This is a genomic window from Peptostreptococcus russellii (genome assembly GCF_003012055.1).
GTDB classification, from domain to species: Bacteria; Bacillota; Clostridia; order Peptostreptococcales; family Peptostreptococcaceae; genus Peptostreptococcus; species Peptostreptococcus russellii.
Genome location: NZ_JYGE01000003.1, coordinates 405,393 through 424,109, shown reverse-complemented (window position 1 = coordinate 424,109; position 18,717 = coordinate 405,393). Strand labels below are relative to the sequence as shown.

Sequence of the window (18,717 nt, the reverse complement as noted above, 5' to 3'; positions counted from 1 at the left end):
TCTATATTTCTATATCTCTAAATAAAAAAGCGTCAATAGTAAGATACTATAGACGCCATAATTTTATAAAGTTTCTAAAAACATATTAATTCTAGCTTTTACTCTCTCTTCTCCCATTATCTGTTGAATACTCCAAAGATCAGGTGATTGAGTTCTTCCTACAACTGCCAATCTAATTGCAGTTGATACATCTGTTACATTTCCCTTATATGCTTCTGGGTTTTTCTTAAACTCTTTATTGTTGGAAGTAAATCCATTACTATCAGTAATTTCCTTTACTTTCTCAAACCACTCTTCATTTGTATCTTCCTGATTATACATATCTAAATACTGGGTAATTATTTTTTTCGCATCTTCTTTAGATACTCTTTCTGGAAGAGAATCCACATGCTTAAAGTCCTCATCAAAATAGTATCCTATAAAGTCCATTATCTGAGTACAGTTCATCAAGTCTTTTCTAGGCTTTTTTCCACCTCTTCCGATTGAAAGAAGCTTTATTATATCATCATGGTACTTTGTAAGTAGAGTATGAGCTTCTTTATTGAATCTAGATGACCATTCCATCATAAATTCCATTATATCTTCTTCTGACATCTTTACAAGTACATCCTTTGATATATCATTTAGCTTATTTAAATCAAATAGAGCCCCTGAAGAACTCATATGCTTTGTCTTGAAATTAAACTCTTTATATGATTTATCTGGGTTTTTCATTCTCCACTCTTCGTAATTTGAGTTCATAAGAGTCATTAAATACTCTGTTACAGCTTCTGGGAAATATCCATCTCTCATATAGTACTCTAGTGAAAGTTCTGGATCTTTTCTCTTAGAAAGCTTTCTTTTCTTTCCACCATCTTCTATCTTCATTAGATGTGCTGTATGGTTATAATTAGGTCTTCTCCATCCCATAACAAAGAATAACTCTAGATGTATTGGTAGAGTTGAAAGCCACTCTTCTCCTCTTACAACATCTGTTATTCTCATAAAGTGATCATCTACTACATGAGCAAAATGATATGTAGGAATACCATTATTTTTAAGTAAAACAACATCTAGATTATTTTGTCTAACTGTTATTTCACCACGTATTCCATCTTTAAACTTCATAGCTACTTCAGGATCTCCGCCTGACTTTAATCTTAGAGTCCAAGCTTCTCCTGCTTCTATTTTTTCTTTTATCTGATCAAAAGTAAGATCTCTATCTGTTGCCCACTTGCCATAGTATCCAGTATTTACGCCTTCTTTTTCCTGCTCTTCTCTTAAGCTAGCCATTTCCTCTTCTGTTACAAAAGATGGATATGTATAACCCTTTTCTGTAAGATATTTGGCAGCAGTTTGGTAAATTTCTTTTCTGTCACTTTGTCTATATGGACCGTAAGAACCTTCTTCACCGTCTAAAGTAACACCTTCATCAAACTCTATTCCGAAGAACTTCAAAGAGTTTATTATTAATTCTTCTGATCCTTCAACCTTTCTTTTATGGTCAGTGTCTTCTATTCTAAGTAACATTGGACCTTCACTTAAATGTGCCATTCTTTCATCGACAAGTGCACCATAAAGGTTTCCAAGATGTATAAATCCTGTAGGACTTGGTCCTAGTCTAGTTACCTTTGCCTTTTTTCCTAATTCTCTTTCAGGATATAATTCTTCATAATATTCTATTGTTTTATCAATATTTGGGAATAATAATTCAGCTAATTCTTTGCTCATAATTTATTCGGGAAATTCCCTAATACCTCCTATATTTATATATTTTATATTAATAATTACATAATTATTTACATTTTATCATTATACCATAATAAATATAGTTTATAAAGAATTTTAGTGAGCTTGACTCAATAAACACAAGAACAATCTCCTGTACTAGTCTCAATTTATAAGCCTTATATTTTATGATATTATTACTTTATTATCAGATTGCTTATGATTAAATTTTTATTTACAAAATTCTTGTAAATATTTTTTCATGAAAAAAAGAAGTTCTTATAAAACTATAAGTACTTCTTTTACTATATCTAATCTGCCAAATATTCTTTTATGAAAAATTCATTAATATTTTTTAGAGATTTAATTAAAATTTTATCTTCATGAAGATCTAAGTCAATCATAACTCTATCAATCATCTCATCATGAAAGTTTTTATGTATTTTATTGGCAAGTTCTCCCTTTCTTGTAAGAGATGCCAATACAACACGTCTGTCTGTTGGATCCTTTTCTCTTTTTGCATATCCCTTTTTTTCTAGTTTTGTCATAGTAGCTGTCAGTGTCCCCATAGTTATATGAAGCTCCTCTGCAACTTCTGACATCATCTTACCTTCTCCTACACCTATTGCATCTATTGCATGTATCTCACTCATTAATAGGTCAGATATCCCCCTCATCCTAACTGCTTTTTCTTCAATCATCATAATATTATTAAATAACTCTACTATGATTTCATTGATTATTTTCTTAGAATCTTCAAAAGACTTATCTTCAGTAATTGATTTTTCCGATTCTTCTATATTCATAGTTTCCTTCTCAAACTCAAAATTATCACTCATATTATTACCTCTTCTCATTATTCATTTTATAAACAACAATAATTTATTTTAAAAATAGTGTACATTAAATTATAAACTTCTACTCTAACCTTGTCAACAATATAAGATTTAAATTAGATATCAATATAAAAATAGAGTTGATAGCTTATAAAAACAACCAACTCTTTAAATCTTATTTTATATTATTGTTTACCTGATGTTTTTTAGAATCTCTAATCAGGATTTTAGAAATATTTTACTTATATCTAGGACTTCAAATATTTGTTAAAGTCAAACAATAACATTTCTACTGATATTGTGGAACTAAGTAATTTATTGCATGAAGATTTGTAGAGTATTTAGATATATCATGCATTTTATTACCTATTTTACTAGGCCAAGCTATATCAGTTGCATACTGATGCCATATAACATCCTTTGACCACTTCATTGAATAAAGTGTGTACTGTTTGTACTGATCATTGTGAATGTATTTTGTTGATATCCAGTTTGCAGCTCCATCTAAACCTGCTACTACTGTTGTCCAACCATTTTTATATGCCGTTGCTGCTCCACCATTTACTGCATTTCCATCTACTGCTCCGATTCCAAAGAAGTTATATACTTTCTTTCCATTATACATTACTCCCTTTGCAAGAGTTGAAGTTCCATTTCCTGTTTCAAGCATAGAATGTGCTACAAGATAAAGAACATTTACATTGTTTTTCTTTGCAGCATTTATAAATGATGCTCCCTGATTATGAAATACATTGCCTGGTTTACACATTTTATTTAGATACTGATTTAACTGATCTACTGTTAAATCTTCAGTGTATCTATTTAGTTCTGCAAACTGCATCATACCTGCATCATCTGTAAAGTTATTAGGATTCATATAATTTGTCAACTCATCTTTTGTAGCTGGCTTCCAACCACCTGCAGAGTTAACATTCAAGGAAGTTGACATCTGAAGATCTACAAATTTAGACAAACTCATACCCATATTAACATAATTTACTGTTCCATCAGGTGAAGTTTTATCTGGATTTTCATTTTCTTCTACATCTGGAGTATCTGGATTGTTTCCATTATTATCTGGATTCTCTTCTATATCATCTATCCCCTCTTCAAGATAGTATGATGAAACATATCCTACCTTACCATCAAATTTAATCTGAGACCATCCGTTGCTTTCAGAAACAAACTCAACTTTATCTCCCTTTTTTAAGGTAAATACTTTTTCACTAGATATACTTGTAGTTTTTCTAGCATTTAGATTATTCGATGTAACTGTCATTGACTTAGATTTATTTGCACTTCCATCAGGTACTAGAAACTTAGTAGATACATAACCAACCTTACCATTACAGTCAACCTTTGACCAACCTACTGTTTCCTCTAAGACTTTAACCTTGTCTCCCTTTTTTAATACAGCTATTATTTTACCATTTGTGCTAGGTGCTGTTCTAAGGTTTAAAGAATCATTATTTACAATCATATTAATTGATCTAGGTGCACTTTTAATATTGCTTGGTTCATCTATTTTGGATATTGCACTACTTTGTACCCAACCATCTTTATTATTGGATTTTATATTTACCCAACCATCTTTTTCTGATACTATTTGTACTTTATCGCCTTTTTTTAATACGAACTTTACACTATCATTTACACTTGGATTTATTCTTATATTAACAAATTCATAATTTACTATTCCCATACTATCTGCAGAAGCAACTACACCCAATATTGGAAGCATTGCCAAAGTAGATAAAGCTAATTTTGTTCTCAAAAATATCACACTCTCTTCCTAAAAATTAATAAACTCATTATAGCAAATAATTACAACTTTGTAAATAATAAATGTTAAAAGTTACAAAAAAGTTACACATAGTTAAAAAGCTAATTTATTTCCATCTATTTTTTATGGCTTACTTTGCTATAATTACAAGGCATTCATTACAATTCTCTACATATTAATACTATTTTTATAAAGTGTCAATATTTTTCTTATATTTTTGTTTTTTTTAATTATAAGTTAGATACGAGACTTTATTTTTTTCATAATTGATGTATAATACTATGTGTAGTTTGCTAAAAGAAATCTTTAAAGTTCTATTAGCATATGTATGACAGTTCGTAACCATCCTGTCAATAAATAAAACTAGGAGGAATTTTTATGAAAAATTTTAATGTAAGAGATTTGGTTGGAAATGCACTCGTATGTGCAATCTATGTGGTGTTAACTTTGATTAACCCACTTAGCTATGGTGCTGTTCAGTTTAGATTCAGCGAAGTAATGGCTGTACTTCCCTTCTTTAACAGGAAGTATATACCTGGAGTAACTCTAGGAGTTTTAATCGCCAATTTATTTAGTCAGATAGGTGTAGTTGATGTAATGGTCGGCGTGGGTATTTGTATTATATCTTATACAATTAGTTACTTTATCAAAAATCCATATGCAAATGCAGTAATTTATTCTGTTTTATGTGGTATTTTTGTAGGTGGTGAACTCTATTTTATTGTAAATGCACCACTGCTTATTACTGGAACAAGTGTCTTAATAGGTCAACTTGTAGTTACAGTTATCGGTGTTGTAGTATTTAAAAGAATAGGTCAAAAAACATCTTTTTTTAGAAAAATTGATGCAACTGCATAATAAATAATTAGCTAAATCATCCATTATTATAACTATAGATTTCAGATATCTATTTATTTTAATGGATGATTTTTTATATGATTTAAAAAATTAATTATGTGTTTACTTTGAAAAAACTGATGATATAAAAGAATAGCAAATAAAAATCTAAAGTTCAAAATAAGAAAGAAATAATATAATCATTATATATAATACTATTTTATATAGAAAACTATATACAATATATCGATTAGCTATCTTGAATTTTAATATTATTCTTCTATATGGTATAATTAAGACAAAAAGGAGGTAATATTATGAATGATAAAAAAATAGAACAGCTAAAAGAGTTTATAGATGAATCAAATAATATTGTATTTTTTGGTGGTGCTGGCGTATCTACTGAGTCAAATATACCAGATTTTCGTAGTTCTGACGGTCTATTTAGCAAGCAATTAAATCAGCACTTCTCACCCGAGGAGTTGGTATCACATACTTTTTATGAGCGTTACCCAGAAGATTTTTTCAAATTTTATAAAGATAATATGATTTACCCCGATGCTAAACCTAATAAGGCACATATGGCACTTGCCAGACTAGAGGCCCAAGGAAAGCTTAAGTCTATCATTACACAAAATATAGATGGTCTACATCAAAAGGCTGCTAGTAAAACTGTCTATGAGCTTCATGGAACAGTAAATTCAAATACTTGTGAACGTTGCAATGCAAAGTACAACCTAGAAGAATTTTTAAATCTAAAAGGGAATGTTCCACATTGTAGTGAGTGTGGAGCAAGAGTAAAGCCAGATGTTGTGTTATATGGTGAATCTTTAAATGAAGAAACAATTGTAAATTCTATTAATGCTATTTCAAAAGCCGACATGTTGATAGTTGGTGGTACTTCTCTTGTTGTATATCCTGCAGCAGGATTTTTGAGTTATTTCAAAGGAAAGTATTTAGTTTTAATAAACAAAAGTTCCACTATGATGGATAAAGATGCAAATTTAATAATAAATGATTCTATCGGCTCTGTTTTAGATAAGGCTATAAAATAATATAAAAATCACAAAAATCAGCATATTTGATAATCAAACATGCTGATTTTTAATTAAAGCATTTAAATACAATCAATTTTAATATAATTTTTCTGCTGCTTTTATAAGAACCATTAAACTTTTTTCTAAATTCTTCTTAAATTTCTCATCAAATCCATTCATATTTTGAACTAATACTGAAGCAATCCTATCCTCTTCTTCAGCTAATACTTCTCTTCCCTTTTCAGTCATACCATAAAAGGTATTTCTTCTGTCTTTAGGATCTTCTTCTCTAAATACATAGTCATTATCTACCATTTTATTTAATAGTATACAAAGACTTGATGTAGATACATATAAATCCTTACTTAAATTCTTAAGCTCAATTTTATCATATTTTTTCATTTGCTCTAAAGTAAAAAATTGTTTTGTAGTAAACTTTTGTATTTTCTTCATGCCAGAGCCAGTAACATTTTTTATCATATTATCAAATATGTTGAAATTTTCAAGCAAAAGTAGTGCTAATTCCTTATCTTCCATAACTATCCTCCTACTCTCTTAACTAAAGCAGATTATTATATTTATTCTGTTTCGACTTAAAAATAAATTAATAGTAAATATTTTGTATGCTATATAATATTATATCATATTTTTTTGAAAAAAGTAATTTTTTAAATGAAATTACATATTTATTTCATATACACAATACAATAAATTCATTGTATTATAAATAAATTTAATTTCCTGAAACTAAACTTTTATCTGGTAACTCATCCAAAGATTCAATATCTAGTAACTTTAAAAATTCATCAGTCGTCTTAAAAAGAATTGGCTTTCCAATTTTATTAAGTCTAGCTGACTCATAAATAAGGTTTTGATCTAATAAAGTAGATATTACTCTATCACACTTTACTCCTCTAATACTTTCTATCTCTGTTTTTGTTATAGGTTGCTTATATGCTACTATTATCAATGTCTCTAGTGTAGCTTGACTCAGAGTTTTCTTTCTTGTTGGTTCAATTATTTTTTTTATGAAATCGGCGTATTCAGGATTAGAACACATCTGATACTTATCTCCCAACTTAATTATATTAATCCCTCTATTATTTTCTTTATATTCTTCAATTAAGATATCAAGCATAATTTCTATTTCTTTTGGAGCAAGCTCTTCATTTATTGCTAGATTTAAATCCTTTATACTTAGAGGTTCTCCATATGAAAACATAATTGCTTCAATTATGCTTTTTATTTCACTTCTTTTTATATCTTTTTTTTCCATTATTACACCACTTTCGTATCTATTGATTATCTTTTAAAGATTATTATCTTTTTGAATAATATTTCTTAAATAAATACTATAAATACTCTATTAAAATTATGAAGAGTATTATTTTTATTTTAATTATCATTTTATATTACATCATTGTCTGCTATCTTTTTTTGTTTCTTTTCAAATCTTCTATTTGCTTTTCTTTCTATTTTTTCATACTCTTTATCAATATTACTTTCTTCTATTAGTATTTCTTGGCTATTTTCTTTCTTTTCTATCAGTATTTCATCTTCAATACTTTTTTGTTTTATAACTATCTCTTTTAATTTTATTAGTTCTAAAACTGCAAGAAAGTTAGCTATTATTTCTTTCTTACTTCCTGACTTTATAAGATCGCTAAACTTAATTTTTTTTCTGCTTATTATATTATTTCTGATAGAATCCATTCTAGATTCAACACTAATATTTTTAATTTCTATAATTTCTTTTAGCTTTTGATTTTTATTTAAGACTTCTTCTGTATCTTGCTCATCTATTTCTTTAAATAATTTATTAATAATATTTTTGATACTTTCAATACTTATCTCAGCCAAATCTAAATCATCTTCTTCTAGGTATTCCTCTTTTTCCCTGTAAAATCTGTCTTCGTACTCTTTAATTTCTTCTCTTAGTTCATCTGTTATTTCTCTTATTTTTTGATACTCCTCAATTTTTTCTTGCAATTCCTTACGAGGATCTTCATCTTCCTCTAAATTGTACTTTAAATAAAGTATATATCTAGATTTTATTTCCAATAGCTTTGATGCCATATCTATAAAATCACTTGCAATATCAAGATCAAATTTTTCCATATTATCTATATAGTCAACATACTGTTCTGTAATTTCAAATATAGAAATATCTGAAATATCTATTTTATTTCTATGGATAAGATCCATAAGAAGTTCCATAGGACCTTCATATTTTTTTGTTTGAATACTATAATCCATTCCCTTCACCTCATCTTATAGAAATAACATGACAATTCTATAGAAAAACATATATATAGGATTTAAAATATATGAAAAAGCATTTGTCATAATTAAAATAATAAAAATGATAGTAGTATATCTAGAATACTCATACACCTTGTAAACTGTTTCTCTTGGTAAGAATGTAGCTATAAGGTTCCATCCATCCAAAGGTGGTATTGGAAGTATATTAAATGCGGCAAATCCTATGTTATACATTACTAGAGCATAACTTACTGCCTTTATAGATTCCATAGCCACATATTTATTAACTAATGCAAATACTATTGCTGATAGTAGGTTAAATACTATACCAGCTAATGAAACTGTAATATTTCCTATTTTTTCACTTTTATAATTATTTGGATTTACTGGAACTGGTTTCGCCCATCCAAAACGTACCAGAAACATCATCAACATTCCAAAAGGATCTATATGGTTGATAGGATTTATAGTCATTCTACCAGCATTCTTTGCAGTATTATCTCCATTTAAGTGTGCTACAAATGCATGACCAAACTCATGGACTGATATTGCAAACAAAATCGCTAATAGTGTTATCAAAAAATCAGATACACTATTCAAAAATTCAAAACTCAAATTGTTACCTCCGTTTATTATTTAATTTTATTTTAATAGTATATAGTTTTAATTTTCATATATACTATTCTAATTATAATATATTAATTATTCCTTAACAAATAGATTTATTTTTAATTTTAATAAAAATAAAAGGGGGAAAATCCCCCTTTTAAAGTTTATAAGCACTTAATTATACTTCCATCAATATCGGTAAAATCATTGGATTTCTCTTTGTTTTAACATAAAGATACTCTTTTAATTCATCTTTTATGGTATTTTTAATGTATGCCCACTCTTTGACTTTCTTGCTATCACAAGTTTCAAATATTTTTAAAACAACTTCTTTTGCACCTTCCATCAATCCTTCAGATTCTCTTACATATACAAATCCTCTTGATATAATATCTGGACCTGCAAGAATTCTACCATCTTCCTTAGAAAGTGTTATTACAATAGTCATTAAGCCATCTTCAGATAAATGCTTTCTATCTCTTAAAACGATATTTCCTACATCACCTACACCTAATCCATCGACAAGAATTCTACCTGAAGGTACTCTACCTGCTTTTCTAGCAGACTTTTTATCTACTTCTAACACATCACCATTTGAAATTATGAATATGTTATTTGGATCAGTTCCCACTTCACTAGCTAATTCTGAATGTCTTTTTAACATTTTATATTCACCATGAACTGGTAAGAAAAATTTAGGTTTAGCAAATGCCTGCATTAGTTTCAATTCATCTCTTCTAGCATGTCCAGATACATGGATATCTGCAATATCACTAGAAACTACATCTGCCCCCTTTTCAAGTAAAAAGTTTATCACTTTTGATACTGTCTTTTCATTGCCTGGTATTGGATGTGCTGAAATTATAACTAAATCACCCTTTTTAATTTCAACTTTTTTGTGTTCGGAATTTGCCATTCTTGCCAATGCTGACATAGGCTCTCCCTGTGAACCAGTAGTGATTATTACCAATTCACTGTCTTTATATTTGTGTATATCATTTAAATCTATAATATCTTCGTCAGTATTCAAATAGCCTAATTCTTTTGCTACACCAACAATATTTACCATTGATCTTCCTGAAACAGCAACCTTTCTATTATACATCTTTGCAACATCAGCAATTTGCTGAAGTCTATGTATATTTGAAGCAAAGGTAGCTACTATTATTCTACTATCTTGAGCTTTCTTGAATAGGTCTTCTAATCCCTCTCCAACACTCTTTTCTGACATTGTCATACCAGCCTTATCCGCGTTGGTACTATCTGCCATCATCAATAATATACCTTCCTTATCACTTATTTCGCATATTCTGTGTATATCCATCATCTCTCCATCAATAGGTGTTAAATCAATCTTGAAATCACCCGTATGATAAATTACACCTTGATTTGTATGAACTGCTATTGAATAAGCATCAGGTATACTATGATTTACCTTTATGAACTCTATACTCATATTTTTTAATTTTATGTGTTGCTTAGGCTTAACTATATTTAGCTTAGCATTTGTAATTCTATGCTCCTTAAGCTTCACTCTAATCAATTCTATGCTAAGTGCTGATCCATATACTGGAACATTAATCTTTTTAAGGATATAAGGTATAGCTCCTATATGATCCTCATGACCATGAGTTATAACTATAGCCTTCACCTTATCAATATTCTTAACAAGATAAGTAATGTCTGGTATCACGATGTCTATTCCCAAGAGCTCATCCTCTGGGAAGCTAAGACCCGCATCAATCACTATTATCTCGTCTTTATACTCTATAACGGTCATATTTTTCCCGATTTCGTTCATTCCGCCTAGTGGTATAACTTTAATTTTATCATTATTATTTTTTGCCAAATTTCTTACTCCTCTTCTTTCCTACTTAATTTAATCACGAACACAAAATACCGTTAGTACTATAATACCACATATTCATAAAAAATAAATATCTTTTTTTATAAATGCAATTTTAATTATTAAATACAATTGGATAGTTAATACTCTTAATACTTGAATTTTAAGTAAATTCTTTTTATTAAAATACTTTATTGAAATAGTAAACGATTTCATATTTTTTTATAGTAAAATTCATTATTATTTTAATTTATTTCTTAAATTTAAGAATTTTATTTCCTTTGTAAAATATATACCCAGTTTTTATATTCTTAATACTAATCTTTTATATATTGACACCTTCTCTCAACTGGTGGTATTATTAATTTTAATTAAAGTTATTAAAAGGAGTTGCTATGAAAAGTAAATCACACCTTATAATAGGTACTCTATCAAGCCTAGAACTTTCTCTTGCTATGGGTTTGAACCTAACACCTATTACTCTATCCGTTGCAGCATTTCTTTCAGTTGCTCCAGATATTGATGAAGCAAATTCTAATGTATTAAATGCACTCGTAAGTAAAAAAACTACTAAGAGAATTCATTCGTTTTTGATATACTCTCTTTTAATTTTTTCTTTTTATCTATACATGAAAACCTCTAGCAATATATATATTGGCATAATTATTTCCTTTATCTTTATCAGTATTGTAGAAAAAAAAGTAACTGCAAATAAGGTTCGGTCTATTGTATTGAGCCTGCTTATTATATTTATTGGATTTATAATGTTGTTTTATAAGCTTAATATTGGTATAGTTGTTCTTACGTTTTTAATAGCAAGCTTTCCAATTATGAGCCATCGTTCCTTTACTCATTCATTATCAATGATTTTTTTGATATATTTACTATTAAGTTATATTGAAAACACTTTAAAGATAGCTGATTTATCTATTATAGGAACTTTTGCATATTCAAGTCATTTAATGTGTGATATTATAACAAAAAGAGGGGTCCCCTTGTTTTACCCATTTTCAAAAAAATATTTTAGCATTGCTAACTTGAGAGTTGGAAGCTTTATGTGCAATTTTATTGAGATATTGCTTATTTTTTTATTATTCTTATCAATTTTATTTCACTTTGCCTAGAACATATATAGCTTGTGCAGTTATATTTTAAGATTAAGATCTAATTATTTATTTTTAAATAATATTAATCTAGTAACTTATTTATAAATATAGTTTATTAGAAAGTAATTAACGGAAAACAAAAAGACACACATTCATTATAATGAATGTGTGTCTTTATTAATAATCAAAATTATTCAGATTTTTTAGCACAATCTCCACAAATACCATAAAATTTAAGATCATGATCTTTTATTTTAAAGTTATACATATCTTCTACCTTTGTTTCAATTTCATCTAATAAATCTTCTTTTACCTCTATAATAGTTCCGCAATCTTTACAAATTAAGTGATGATGGTGATGAGTATCTTCACCTTCAAGATTCAATTCATATCTTATACATCCATCATCTAGATTTAATTTAGATATTCCATTTATCTCATCTAATAACTGCATGGTTCTATATACAGTTGCCAAACCTATTTCTGGACAATTAATACGTACTTTATCATAAATTTCTTCACTACTTAAATGAGAGTTTTCATTCTCAATTAATACTTCAATGATTGCCCTTCTCTGAGGAGTAATCTTGAATCCAGTAGCTTTTAGCTTTTCTTTTAAAACTGCCATTGTGTTTTCCATATCAAAACCACCTTTTTCAATTGATAATACATAATCTTAATATAGACTAAATTTTATTCTATGTCAATAGTCCTTCTCATTTTGTTATAAATCTTTTATAAAGTTAAAGACAGAAGAAAAATCTTCTGTCTTTATTATTTTAGAATTTTTTAAAATCAAGATAATTTTGTAAAATTAAAACAGCTGCAAGCTTATCAATTACTTTTTTTCTGTTTTTTCTGCTTACATCACCATCTATCAACATTTTTTCTGCTGATACTGTAGTTAATCTCTCATCCCAATACTCTATTCTTAAACCAGTTTCTTTTTCTAGAAACTCACAAAACTTCATTACTTTTTCAGACTGAGGTCCAATAGTTCCATTCATATTTTTAGGAAGACCTGATACTATATAGTCAACTTGCTTTTCTTTGATTATCTCTTTCAGTTGTGCCAAGTCCTTCTTCTTACTCTCACGTCTTATTGTAGTAATACCTTGGGCTGTAAGTCCCATAAGATCGCTTACGGCAACTCCTATAGTTCTATCGCCTATGTCCAAGCCCATTATTCTGCCTTTTAGCATATTTTATCTTTTACTCCTTTATTAATTAATATTATTAAGATAGGAATTAGTAAATATATTGAGTCTGTAGCAGCTGCTATTATTCCAGAGTCATTTACCAATAAAGTAACCAAACAACCAACTATTGTTGCCAAGAAACCATTATAAATAGTTCCATGATTTTTCTTTATTAAAGAGAAGTTCTTATTTGGTCTAAATATAGTAATTGCAAGGATTACTATACCTACTAATAATATATTTACCCATATAGTAGTTTGTGCAAGCTGTACATTCATTGCTATCTTTCTTCCAAACACATACACAACTTCCATAGGTCCATTTATTCTAATCTGTTCCACGAAATTACCTAAATGGGATTCCATACCCAACATTATATCAGCACCTGCAAATACGACTACCAAAAGTGCCGTTATAATTAAAATCATCATCGATTTTTTAAAGTCTATTTTAACATCATATATCAACAGTACAAAGGCTAGATAGGCTATACATTCTGATATCGCACCACCAACATTTGCTCCCATACCTGGATAAGCTGATATAAATAATATTATAGCCAACAATATTGTTGTTAGCCACTTAGGAATTTTCTTTCTTTCAACTAACACTGCAAATCCTAATATTGCACTTCCTATTGTTACACCTTCGTACTCGTTACCTACGCCATAATATCTTGCTCCTATCATAGGGTCATAACTCATAATGTTACTTTGCATTAGAGGCGTCGATATGGACGAGTCTATTGTTATAATTAATATCATTAGCAAAGAGAAGAAACCAATTTGCATGATATCATCATTTTTAAATAATTTCCTTGCGAGCAAGTAATAAATCAGCGATACTGCTACTATCAAAATTGATATTTGGAATCCTGATGTCGGATTAAATATCGGTGCTGTAAGAAATGCTAAAGGCATTATTAAACCAAATTTAACCAGTTCTTTTAGCACAAGCAGTACATTGTTTCTATACTTAGCAGGTAGTTTATTTTTTTGCCATAGAGCAATAGCCGCAACTATCCAAGAAATAGATATAAATGTTACGTATATATTTATAATATCCATTCTTATTGATGACACAGCTACTATTTTTTTATAGTCTTTCAATAAAAATTCAATATTATTATCCATCTTCTTGCCTATAAGCTTTTTACCAACCATTTCTTTATTCTTTAATCCAAATCTATTAAGAACATCTACTCCGATATCCATATTTGCCAATACACCATCTCTTCTTGTTGTAGAAGATTGAAGTATTCCCTTACTCTTATCAGACATATCAAATCTAACTACTGGAGCTAATCTTCTATTGTTTACATAATCGAGTTTACTTGGAAAAGAACTCATTATGTAGACAGTGTCATTTGGACCTACCATATTAAATACATGTTCAATATAGTCGCTAACTTTATTATAAATTGAAAATTTCATTTGTTTGTAGGTTTTTTCATTTAAATTTTCTTTATACTCATCTAATCTATATGTATCACCTAAGTTAACAAATAATAAATCTGTTTCTTTATAATATTTGTTTGTTTCCTCTTCTAACTTCTTATAGTCTGTAGATATACCATATGGAAAATCATAGTTACTTTTATTTATATTATCTATATTTCCTGCATATATTCTACCTTTACTATCCATAACACTCAAACAAAAATCTCTATTATTTAAAGCTTTACCATCTTCATCATAGTGGTCACTATTGCCTAACACTGCAATTTTTTTACCACCGCTAATAAGTGAATCACCTAAGTATCCTACTTTAGACTTATATTCTCCTTTTGTTTGGTTATACAAATCCATGCTATTAATATTTTCTAGATTGATTTTTCCCGGCTCTAATCCAGTCGCAGATTTATATATATTGGCACTTTCTTTGTTGGAGTGGTTAAATTTCATAGATATGTCACTTCTTATATCTGCTCTACCAGTAGATCCAATAGTGGCATAGTTTCTCCTATCATCATAACCTTTATCTCCACGAATATTCATTAAACCTATATATCCCTCTTTATCAAGCTTTTCTCTCAGTATTTTGATATTTTCAAAGTTCTCAAAACTTGTCCTATTAATATCTATTATTATTACTTTTCCACCATTTTTTGCCGTATTAGAGTCTGCTGATGGATCCTTTTCGCCACTAGCTCTTTGCATCTCAGTGGCAAATTGTAAATCAGCAGACTTATCCTTTGCATATACGGGTATCAATGATGAAGATAAAAGCATTAGAGAGATTATAAAAGTCATAATTCTCTTTAGCATATTCTTACTCCTCAATATTTAAATATTTTGATATCACTTCTTCTAATATTTCATCTCTTTCAAATCTTTTTATTGCTGTTCTAGCATTATTATAACTAGTTATATAGCTAGAGTCTCCTGACAATAAATATCCTATTATCTGGTTCACTGGGTTGTATCCCTTTTCTAACAACGCATCATAAACATAGGCAATAGTTTCAGCTACATCCATTTTATCATCGTTTATTCCTTCAAACTTTACAGTATAATCCATATCGTTTCCCATAATAGTTACCTCCTATTCACTTAACAATTTTAAATTGCTTACATTAGATTTTACATTAAATTATGAAAATTATCAAGTAATCAAATTAATAAATGGGCTCTCTATAGCAAGGTTTTGTACTATAGAAAGCCCAAAGTGAATCTAAGATTTAAGCATTATTTTATCTGAGATTTTAATACATCAACTGCAATTGATAAAGCCTCATCTAGCTTAGATGGATCACTTGCACCAGCTTGTGCCATATTAGGTCTACCTCCACCTTTTCCACCTGCAATTTTTGAGACTTCTCTTACAAGGTTTCCAGCGTGAACTCCCTTAGAGATTGCTTCCTTACTAGCAGTCGCTACAAAATTTATTTTTCCTTCATTTACATTAGCAAGGACTACTACACCATTTTCTAATTTATCTCTTAGGCTATCTGCTGCCTCTCTAAGAGTGTCCATATCCATTCCTTCATACTTATTTGTCACTAAATTTACACCATCTATTTCTTGCTTAGAATCCAATACTGAATCAGCATTTTGCATGCTCATTTTAGCCTTTATATTATGAAGTTCTTTTTCAAGCTCTTTATTTTCTTCTATTATTGTTTCTGCTTTATTTAATACATTATCTTCTTTTGTCTTTAAAGCTTCTGCAACACTAGATATTATATTATCTTTTTCTATAATATAGTTATATACCATTCTTCCTGTGATAGCTTCAACTCTTCTTACCCCAGCAGCTACTCCACCTTCTGAAATAATTTTAAACAATCCTACCTGCGAAGTATTTTCTAAGTGAGTACCTCCACATAGTTCTGTTGATACATTTCCCATACTTACAACTCTTACACTATCTCCATATTTTTCACCAAATAGTGCAGTTGCTCCCATTTTTTTAGCTTCATTTATATTCATTACTGTAGCTGATATAGGATTTGATTCTAAGATAAATTCATTTACCATTTTTTCTATCTTATCCAGTTCTTCCTTTGTAATAGGCTCAAAATGAGTGATATCAAATCTTAGTCTATCCGCTTCCACAAGTGAACCAGCCTGATTTACATGTTCTCCTAGAACAGTTTTTAATGCTGAATGAAGAAGATGCGTTGCCGTATGGTTTCTAGCAGCATCCATTCTCTTTGATTTATCAACACTTGTAGCTACATTTTCTCCAGTTTTAAATGAACCACTAACTACTTTACCAATATGCTTGATGCTTGATCCGGCACCCTTTACAGTATCTCTTACTTCAAAAACACCGCCACTAGATGCAATCTGTCCACTATCACCTATCTGTCCACCACCATTTGGATAAAAAGTAGTTTTATCTAATACTATTATTGCCTCGTCGCCCTCTTCTATACTATGAACGATACTATTTTCTGAAACTAAAGCCTTTATACTTGATCCCATTTCCAGATTTTTGTATCCATCAAACTCTGAGCTTGCATCCTTAATAGATGTAAGCGGATCTTCCTTCCAAGCATCACCTTCACGATTTCCTCTTGCTGCTCTTGCTCTATCTTTTTGAATCTGCATTTCTTTTGCAAATCCTTCTTCATCTACAGTAAAATCTTCATCCATTAAGATTTCTTTTGTAAGATCAAGTGGGAATCCATATGTATCGTAAAGCTTAAATGCCTGTTCTCCAGAAATTTCTTTTAATCCATTTTTCTTGTTTTCTTCAGTGTATGATTTTAGTATATCCAATCCCTGCTGAAGTGTTTCTGCAAACTTTTCTTCTTCTATACCTATAACTTTTCTAATATAGCTTTCCTTTTCTGCAAGTTCAGGATAAGCATCTGAACAAGTTTCTATTACTATATCAAGTAGACTATTTAAAAATTCTCCTTCAATACCTAGTAATTTTCCATGTCTAGCAGCTCTCCTTAGAAGTCTTCTAAGAACATATCCTCTTCCTTCATTTGATGGAAGTATTCCATCAGTTACCATAAAAGCTACTGATCTTACATGGTCAGTAATTATTCTGACAGACTTATCAGATACTGGATCATCACCATACTTTATTCCAGCGATTGATGTAACCTTCTGTAAAACTCTATCTATTGTATCAACTTCAAATATAGTATCCACATCCTGCATTATACAAGCCATTCTCTCAAGACCCATACCAGTATCTATATTTTTGTGCTCAAGATCTGCATAGCTTCCATCTTCTTGCTTATCAAACTGAGTGAATACCAAGTTCCAAAATTCTAGGAATCTATCACAATCACATCCTGGCTTACAGTCTTCACATCCACAACCATATTTTTCGCCCTTGTCAAAGTATATTTCTGAACAAGGTCCACAAGGTCCAAGGCCTATTTCCCAGAAGTTATCATCTTTTCCAAGTCTTACTATTCTCTCTTCAGGAAAACCTACAATATCTCTCCACATATCATGAGCTTCATCATCACTTTCATATACTGTTACCCATATTTTATCTTCTGGAATTTCTAGCCATTCAGTAATAAATTCCCAGGCCCAAATAATTGCTTCTTTCTTGAAATAATCTCCAAAAGAAAAGTTACCCATCATTTCAAAGAAAGTTGCATGTCTTGCAGTTACACCTACATTTTCTATATCACCCGTTCTAATACACTTTTGAACAGTTGACATTCTATTTTTAGGTGGAGTCTCTACTCCTGAAAAATAGTTTTTTAGCGGTGCCATACCTGAGTTAATAAGCAATAAAGATTTATCATTGCTAGGAACTAAAGAGTGAGAAGGTGCTATGTAATGTTCTTTTGTCTTAAAAAATTCCGTAAACCTTTTTCTAATTTCATTTAAACCTAATTTTTCCATTATTTTTCCTCCAGTGTTTTTAATTTAAAAATAAAACAACAATAAAAAACCCCTATAGTATAAATACTACAGGGGCGAATAATCTTCACGGTACCACCCTGATTATCACATTAGTGATATCTCAAGTCGCTTTAACGCAGCTATACGTCTCAGAATACTTAGTTTCATCTG

The 18,717-nt window shown here is 29.6% G+C and carries 16 protein-coding genes and 1 other annotated feature (1 of these 17 cut by a window edge); of the genes, 3 read left to right on the top strand and 13 right to left on the bottom strand.

Annotated elements, in window-relative coordinates; translation table 11 throughout:
- Positions 1-63 precede the first annotated feature (63 nt).
- The 3 genes from gltX to UF10_RS03860 all read right to left on the bottom strand — a co-directional run bounded on the left by gltX (position 64) and on the right by UF10_RS03860 (position 4,326).
- Positions 64-1,710, bottom strand: a complete 1,647-nt coding sequence (gene gltX, locus UF10_RS03870; protein ID WP_106776501.1) for a glutamate--tRNA ligase — start codon at positions 1,708-1,710, stop codon at positions 64-66.
- Positions 1,711-2,018: 308 nt separating this feature from the next.
- Positions 2,019-2,546, bottom strand: a complete 528-nt coding sequence (locus tag UF10_RS03865; RefSeq protein WP_242969035.1) for a MarR family winged helix-turn-helix transcriptional regulator — start codon at positions 2,544-2,546, stop codon at positions 2,019-2,021.
- A gap of 286 nt (positions 2,547-2,832) precedes the next feature.
- Positions 2,833-4,326, bottom strand: coding sequence for an SH3 domain-containing protein (locus UF10_RS03860; RefSeq protein WP_242969034.1), 1,494 nt, complete (start codon positions 4,324-4,326; stop codon positions 2,833-2,835).
- A 378-nt stretch (positions 4,327-4,704) separates the two neighbouring features.
- Between UF10_RS03860 and UF10_RS03855 the strand changes: the two genes are divergently transcribed.
- Both UF10_RS03855 and UF10_RS03850 read left to right on the top strand, forming a co-directional pair.
- Positions 4,705-5,184: a QueT transporter family protein gene (locus tag UF10_RS03855; RefSeq protein WP_106776499.1), complete on the top strand. Its 480-nt coding sequence runs from the start codon at positions 4,705-4,707 to the stop codon at positions 5,182-5,184.
- Positions 5,185-5,480: 296 nt separating this feature from the next.
- Complete coding sequence (locus UF10_RS03850; protein WP_106776498.1) at positions 5,481-6,218, top strand: NAD-dependent protein deacylase; 738 nt, start codon at positions 5,481-5,483, stop codon at positions 6,216-6,218.
- A 78-nt stretch (positions 6,219-6,296) separates the two neighbouring features.
- Here UF10_RS03850 and UF10_RS03845 read toward each other — a convergent pair whose 3' ends face one another.
- From UF10_RS03845 to UF10_RS03825, 5 genes are all read right to left on the bottom strand, one after another.
- Positions 6,297-6,737, bottom strand: a complete 441-nt coding sequence (locus tag UF10_RS03845) for a MarR family winged helix-turn-helix transcriptional regulator (RefSeq protein WP_106776497.1) — start codon at positions 6,735-6,737, stop codon at positions 6,297-6,299.
- Positions 6,738-6,933: 196 nt separating this feature from the next.
- Entirely contained in the window at positions 6,934-7,461 is a 528-nt protein-coding gene (scpB, locus tag UF10_RS03840) for an SMC-Scp complex subunit ScpB (protein WP_106776747.1), read from the bottom strand.
- A 146-nt stretch (positions 7,462-7,607) separates the two neighbouring features.
- Positions 7,608-8,456, bottom strand: coding sequence for a segregation and condensation protein A (locus UF10_RS03835; RefSeq protein ID WP_106776496.1), 849 nt, complete (start codon positions 8,454-8,456; stop codon positions 7,608-7,610).
- Between the two features lie 15 nt (positions 8,457-8,471).
- Positions 8,472-9,077, bottom strand: a complete 606-nt coding sequence (locus UF10_RS03830) for a site-2 protease family protein (protein WP_106776495.1) — start codon at positions 9,075-9,077, stop codon at positions 8,472-8,474.
- A gap of 172 nt (positions 9,078-9,249) precedes the next feature.
- On the bottom strand, positions 9,250-10,920 hold the full coding sequence (locus tag UF10_RS03825) for a ribonuclease J (protein ID WP_106776494.1): 1,671 nt from the start codon (positions 10,918-10,920) through the stop codon (positions 9,250-9,252).
- Between the two features lie 392 nt (positions 10,921-11,312).
- Here UF10_RS03825 and UF10_RS03820 point away from each other — a divergent pair, with 392 nt between their 5' ends.
- Positions 11,313-12,041, top strand: a complete 729-nt coding sequence (locus UF10_RS03820) for a metal-dependent hydrolase (protein WP_106776493.1) — start codon at positions 11,313-11,315, stop codon at positions 12,039-12,041.
- Positions 12,042-12,213: 172 nt separating this feature from the next.
- Here UF10_RS03820 and UF10_RS03815 read toward each other — a convergent pair whose 3' ends face one another.
- The 5 genes from UF10_RS03815 to alaS all read right to left on the bottom strand — a co-directional run bounded on the left by UF10_RS03815 (position 12,214) and on the right by alaS (position 18,546).
- A complete protein-coding gene (locus tag UF10_RS03815) occupies positions 12,214-12,663 on the bottom strand; it encodes a Fur family transcriptional regulator (RefSeq protein ID WP_106776492.1) in 450 nt (149 codons plus the stop codon).
- A 139-nt stretch (positions 12,664-12,802) separates the two neighbouring features.
- Positions 12,803-13,225, bottom strand: a complete 423-nt coding sequence (gene ruvX, locus UF10_RS03810) for a Holliday junction resolvase RuvX (protein WP_106776491.1) — start codon at positions 13,223-13,225, stop codon at positions 12,803-12,805.
- Entirely contained in the window at positions 13,219-15,489 is a 2,271-nt protein-coding gene (locus tag UF10_RS03805; protein ID WP_106776490.1) for a hypothetical protein, read from the bottom strand. The genes ruvX and UF10_RS03805 overlap by 7 nt, the downstream gene beginning before the upstream one ends.
- 4 nt (positions 15,490-15,493) lie before the next feature.
- Positions 15,494-15,754 carry an IreB family regulatory phosphoprotein gene (locus tag UF10_RS03800; RefSeq protein ID WP_106776489.1) on the bottom strand — a complete coding sequence of 87 codons (261 nt, stop codon included), beginning with the start codon at positions 15,752-15,754 and terminating at the stop codon, positions 15,494-15,496.
- A 155-nt stretch (positions 15,755-15,909) separates the two neighbouring features.
- Positions 15,910-18,546, bottom strand: coding sequence for an alanine--tRNA ligase (gene alaS, locus UF10_RS03795; protein ID WP_106776488.1), 2,637 nt, complete (start codon positions 18,544-18,546; stop codon positions 15,910-15,912).
- A gap of 67 nt (positions 18,547-18,613) precedes the next feature.
- Positions 18,614-18,717: a binding site (T-box leader), on the bottom strand; it runs 103 nt beyond the window's last position.

Bases quoted from the DNA above. Each gene is read 5' to 3' on its own strand.
- gltX (WP_106776501.1), bottom strand. From the start codon at position 1,710: ATGAGCAAAGAATTAGCTGAATTATTATTCCCAAATATTGATAAAACA.
- UF10_RS03865 (WP_242969035.1), bottom strand. From the start codon at position 2,546: ATGAGTGATAATTTTGAGTTTGAGAAGGAAACTATGAATATAGAAGAA.
- UF10_RS03855 (WP_106776499.1), top strand. From the start codon at position 4,705: ATGAAAAATTTTAATGTAAGAGATTTGGTTGGAAATGCACTCGTATGT.
- UF10_RS03850 (WP_106776498.1), top strand. From the start codon at position 5,481: ATGAATGATAAAAAAATAGAACAGCTAAAAGAGTTTATAGATGAATCA.
- UF10_RS03845 (WP_106776497.1), bottom strand. From the start codon at position 6,737: ATGGAAGATAAGGAATTAGCACTACTTTTGCTTGAAAATTTCAACATA.
- UF10_RS03835 (WP_106776496.1), bottom strand. From the start codon at position 8,456: ATGGATTATAGTATTCAAACAAAAAAATATGAAGGTCCTATGGAACTT.
- UF10_RS03820 (WP_106776493.1), top strand. From the start codon at position 11,313: ATGAAAAGTAAATCACACCTTATAATAGGTACTCTATCAAGCCTAGAA.
- UF10_RS03815 (WP_106776492.1), bottom strand. From the start codon at position 12,663: ATGGAAAACACAATGGCAGTTTTAAAAGAAAAGCTAAAAGCTACTGGA.
- ruvX (WP_106776491.1), bottom strand. From the start codon at position 13,225: ATGCTAAAAGGCAGAATAATGGGCTTGGACATAGGCGATAGAACTATA.
- UF10_RS03805 (WP_106776490.1), bottom strand. From the start codon at position 15,489: ATGCTAAAGAGAATTATGACTTTTATAATCTCTCTAATGCTTTTATCT.
- UF10_RS03800 (WP_106776489.1), bottom strand. From the start codon at position 15,754: ATGGGAAACGATATGGATTATACTGTAAAGTTTGAAGGAATAAACGAT.
- alaS (WP_106776488.1), bottom strand. From the start codon at position 18,546: ATGGAAAAATTAGGTTTAAATGAAATTAGAAAAAGGTTTACGGAATTT.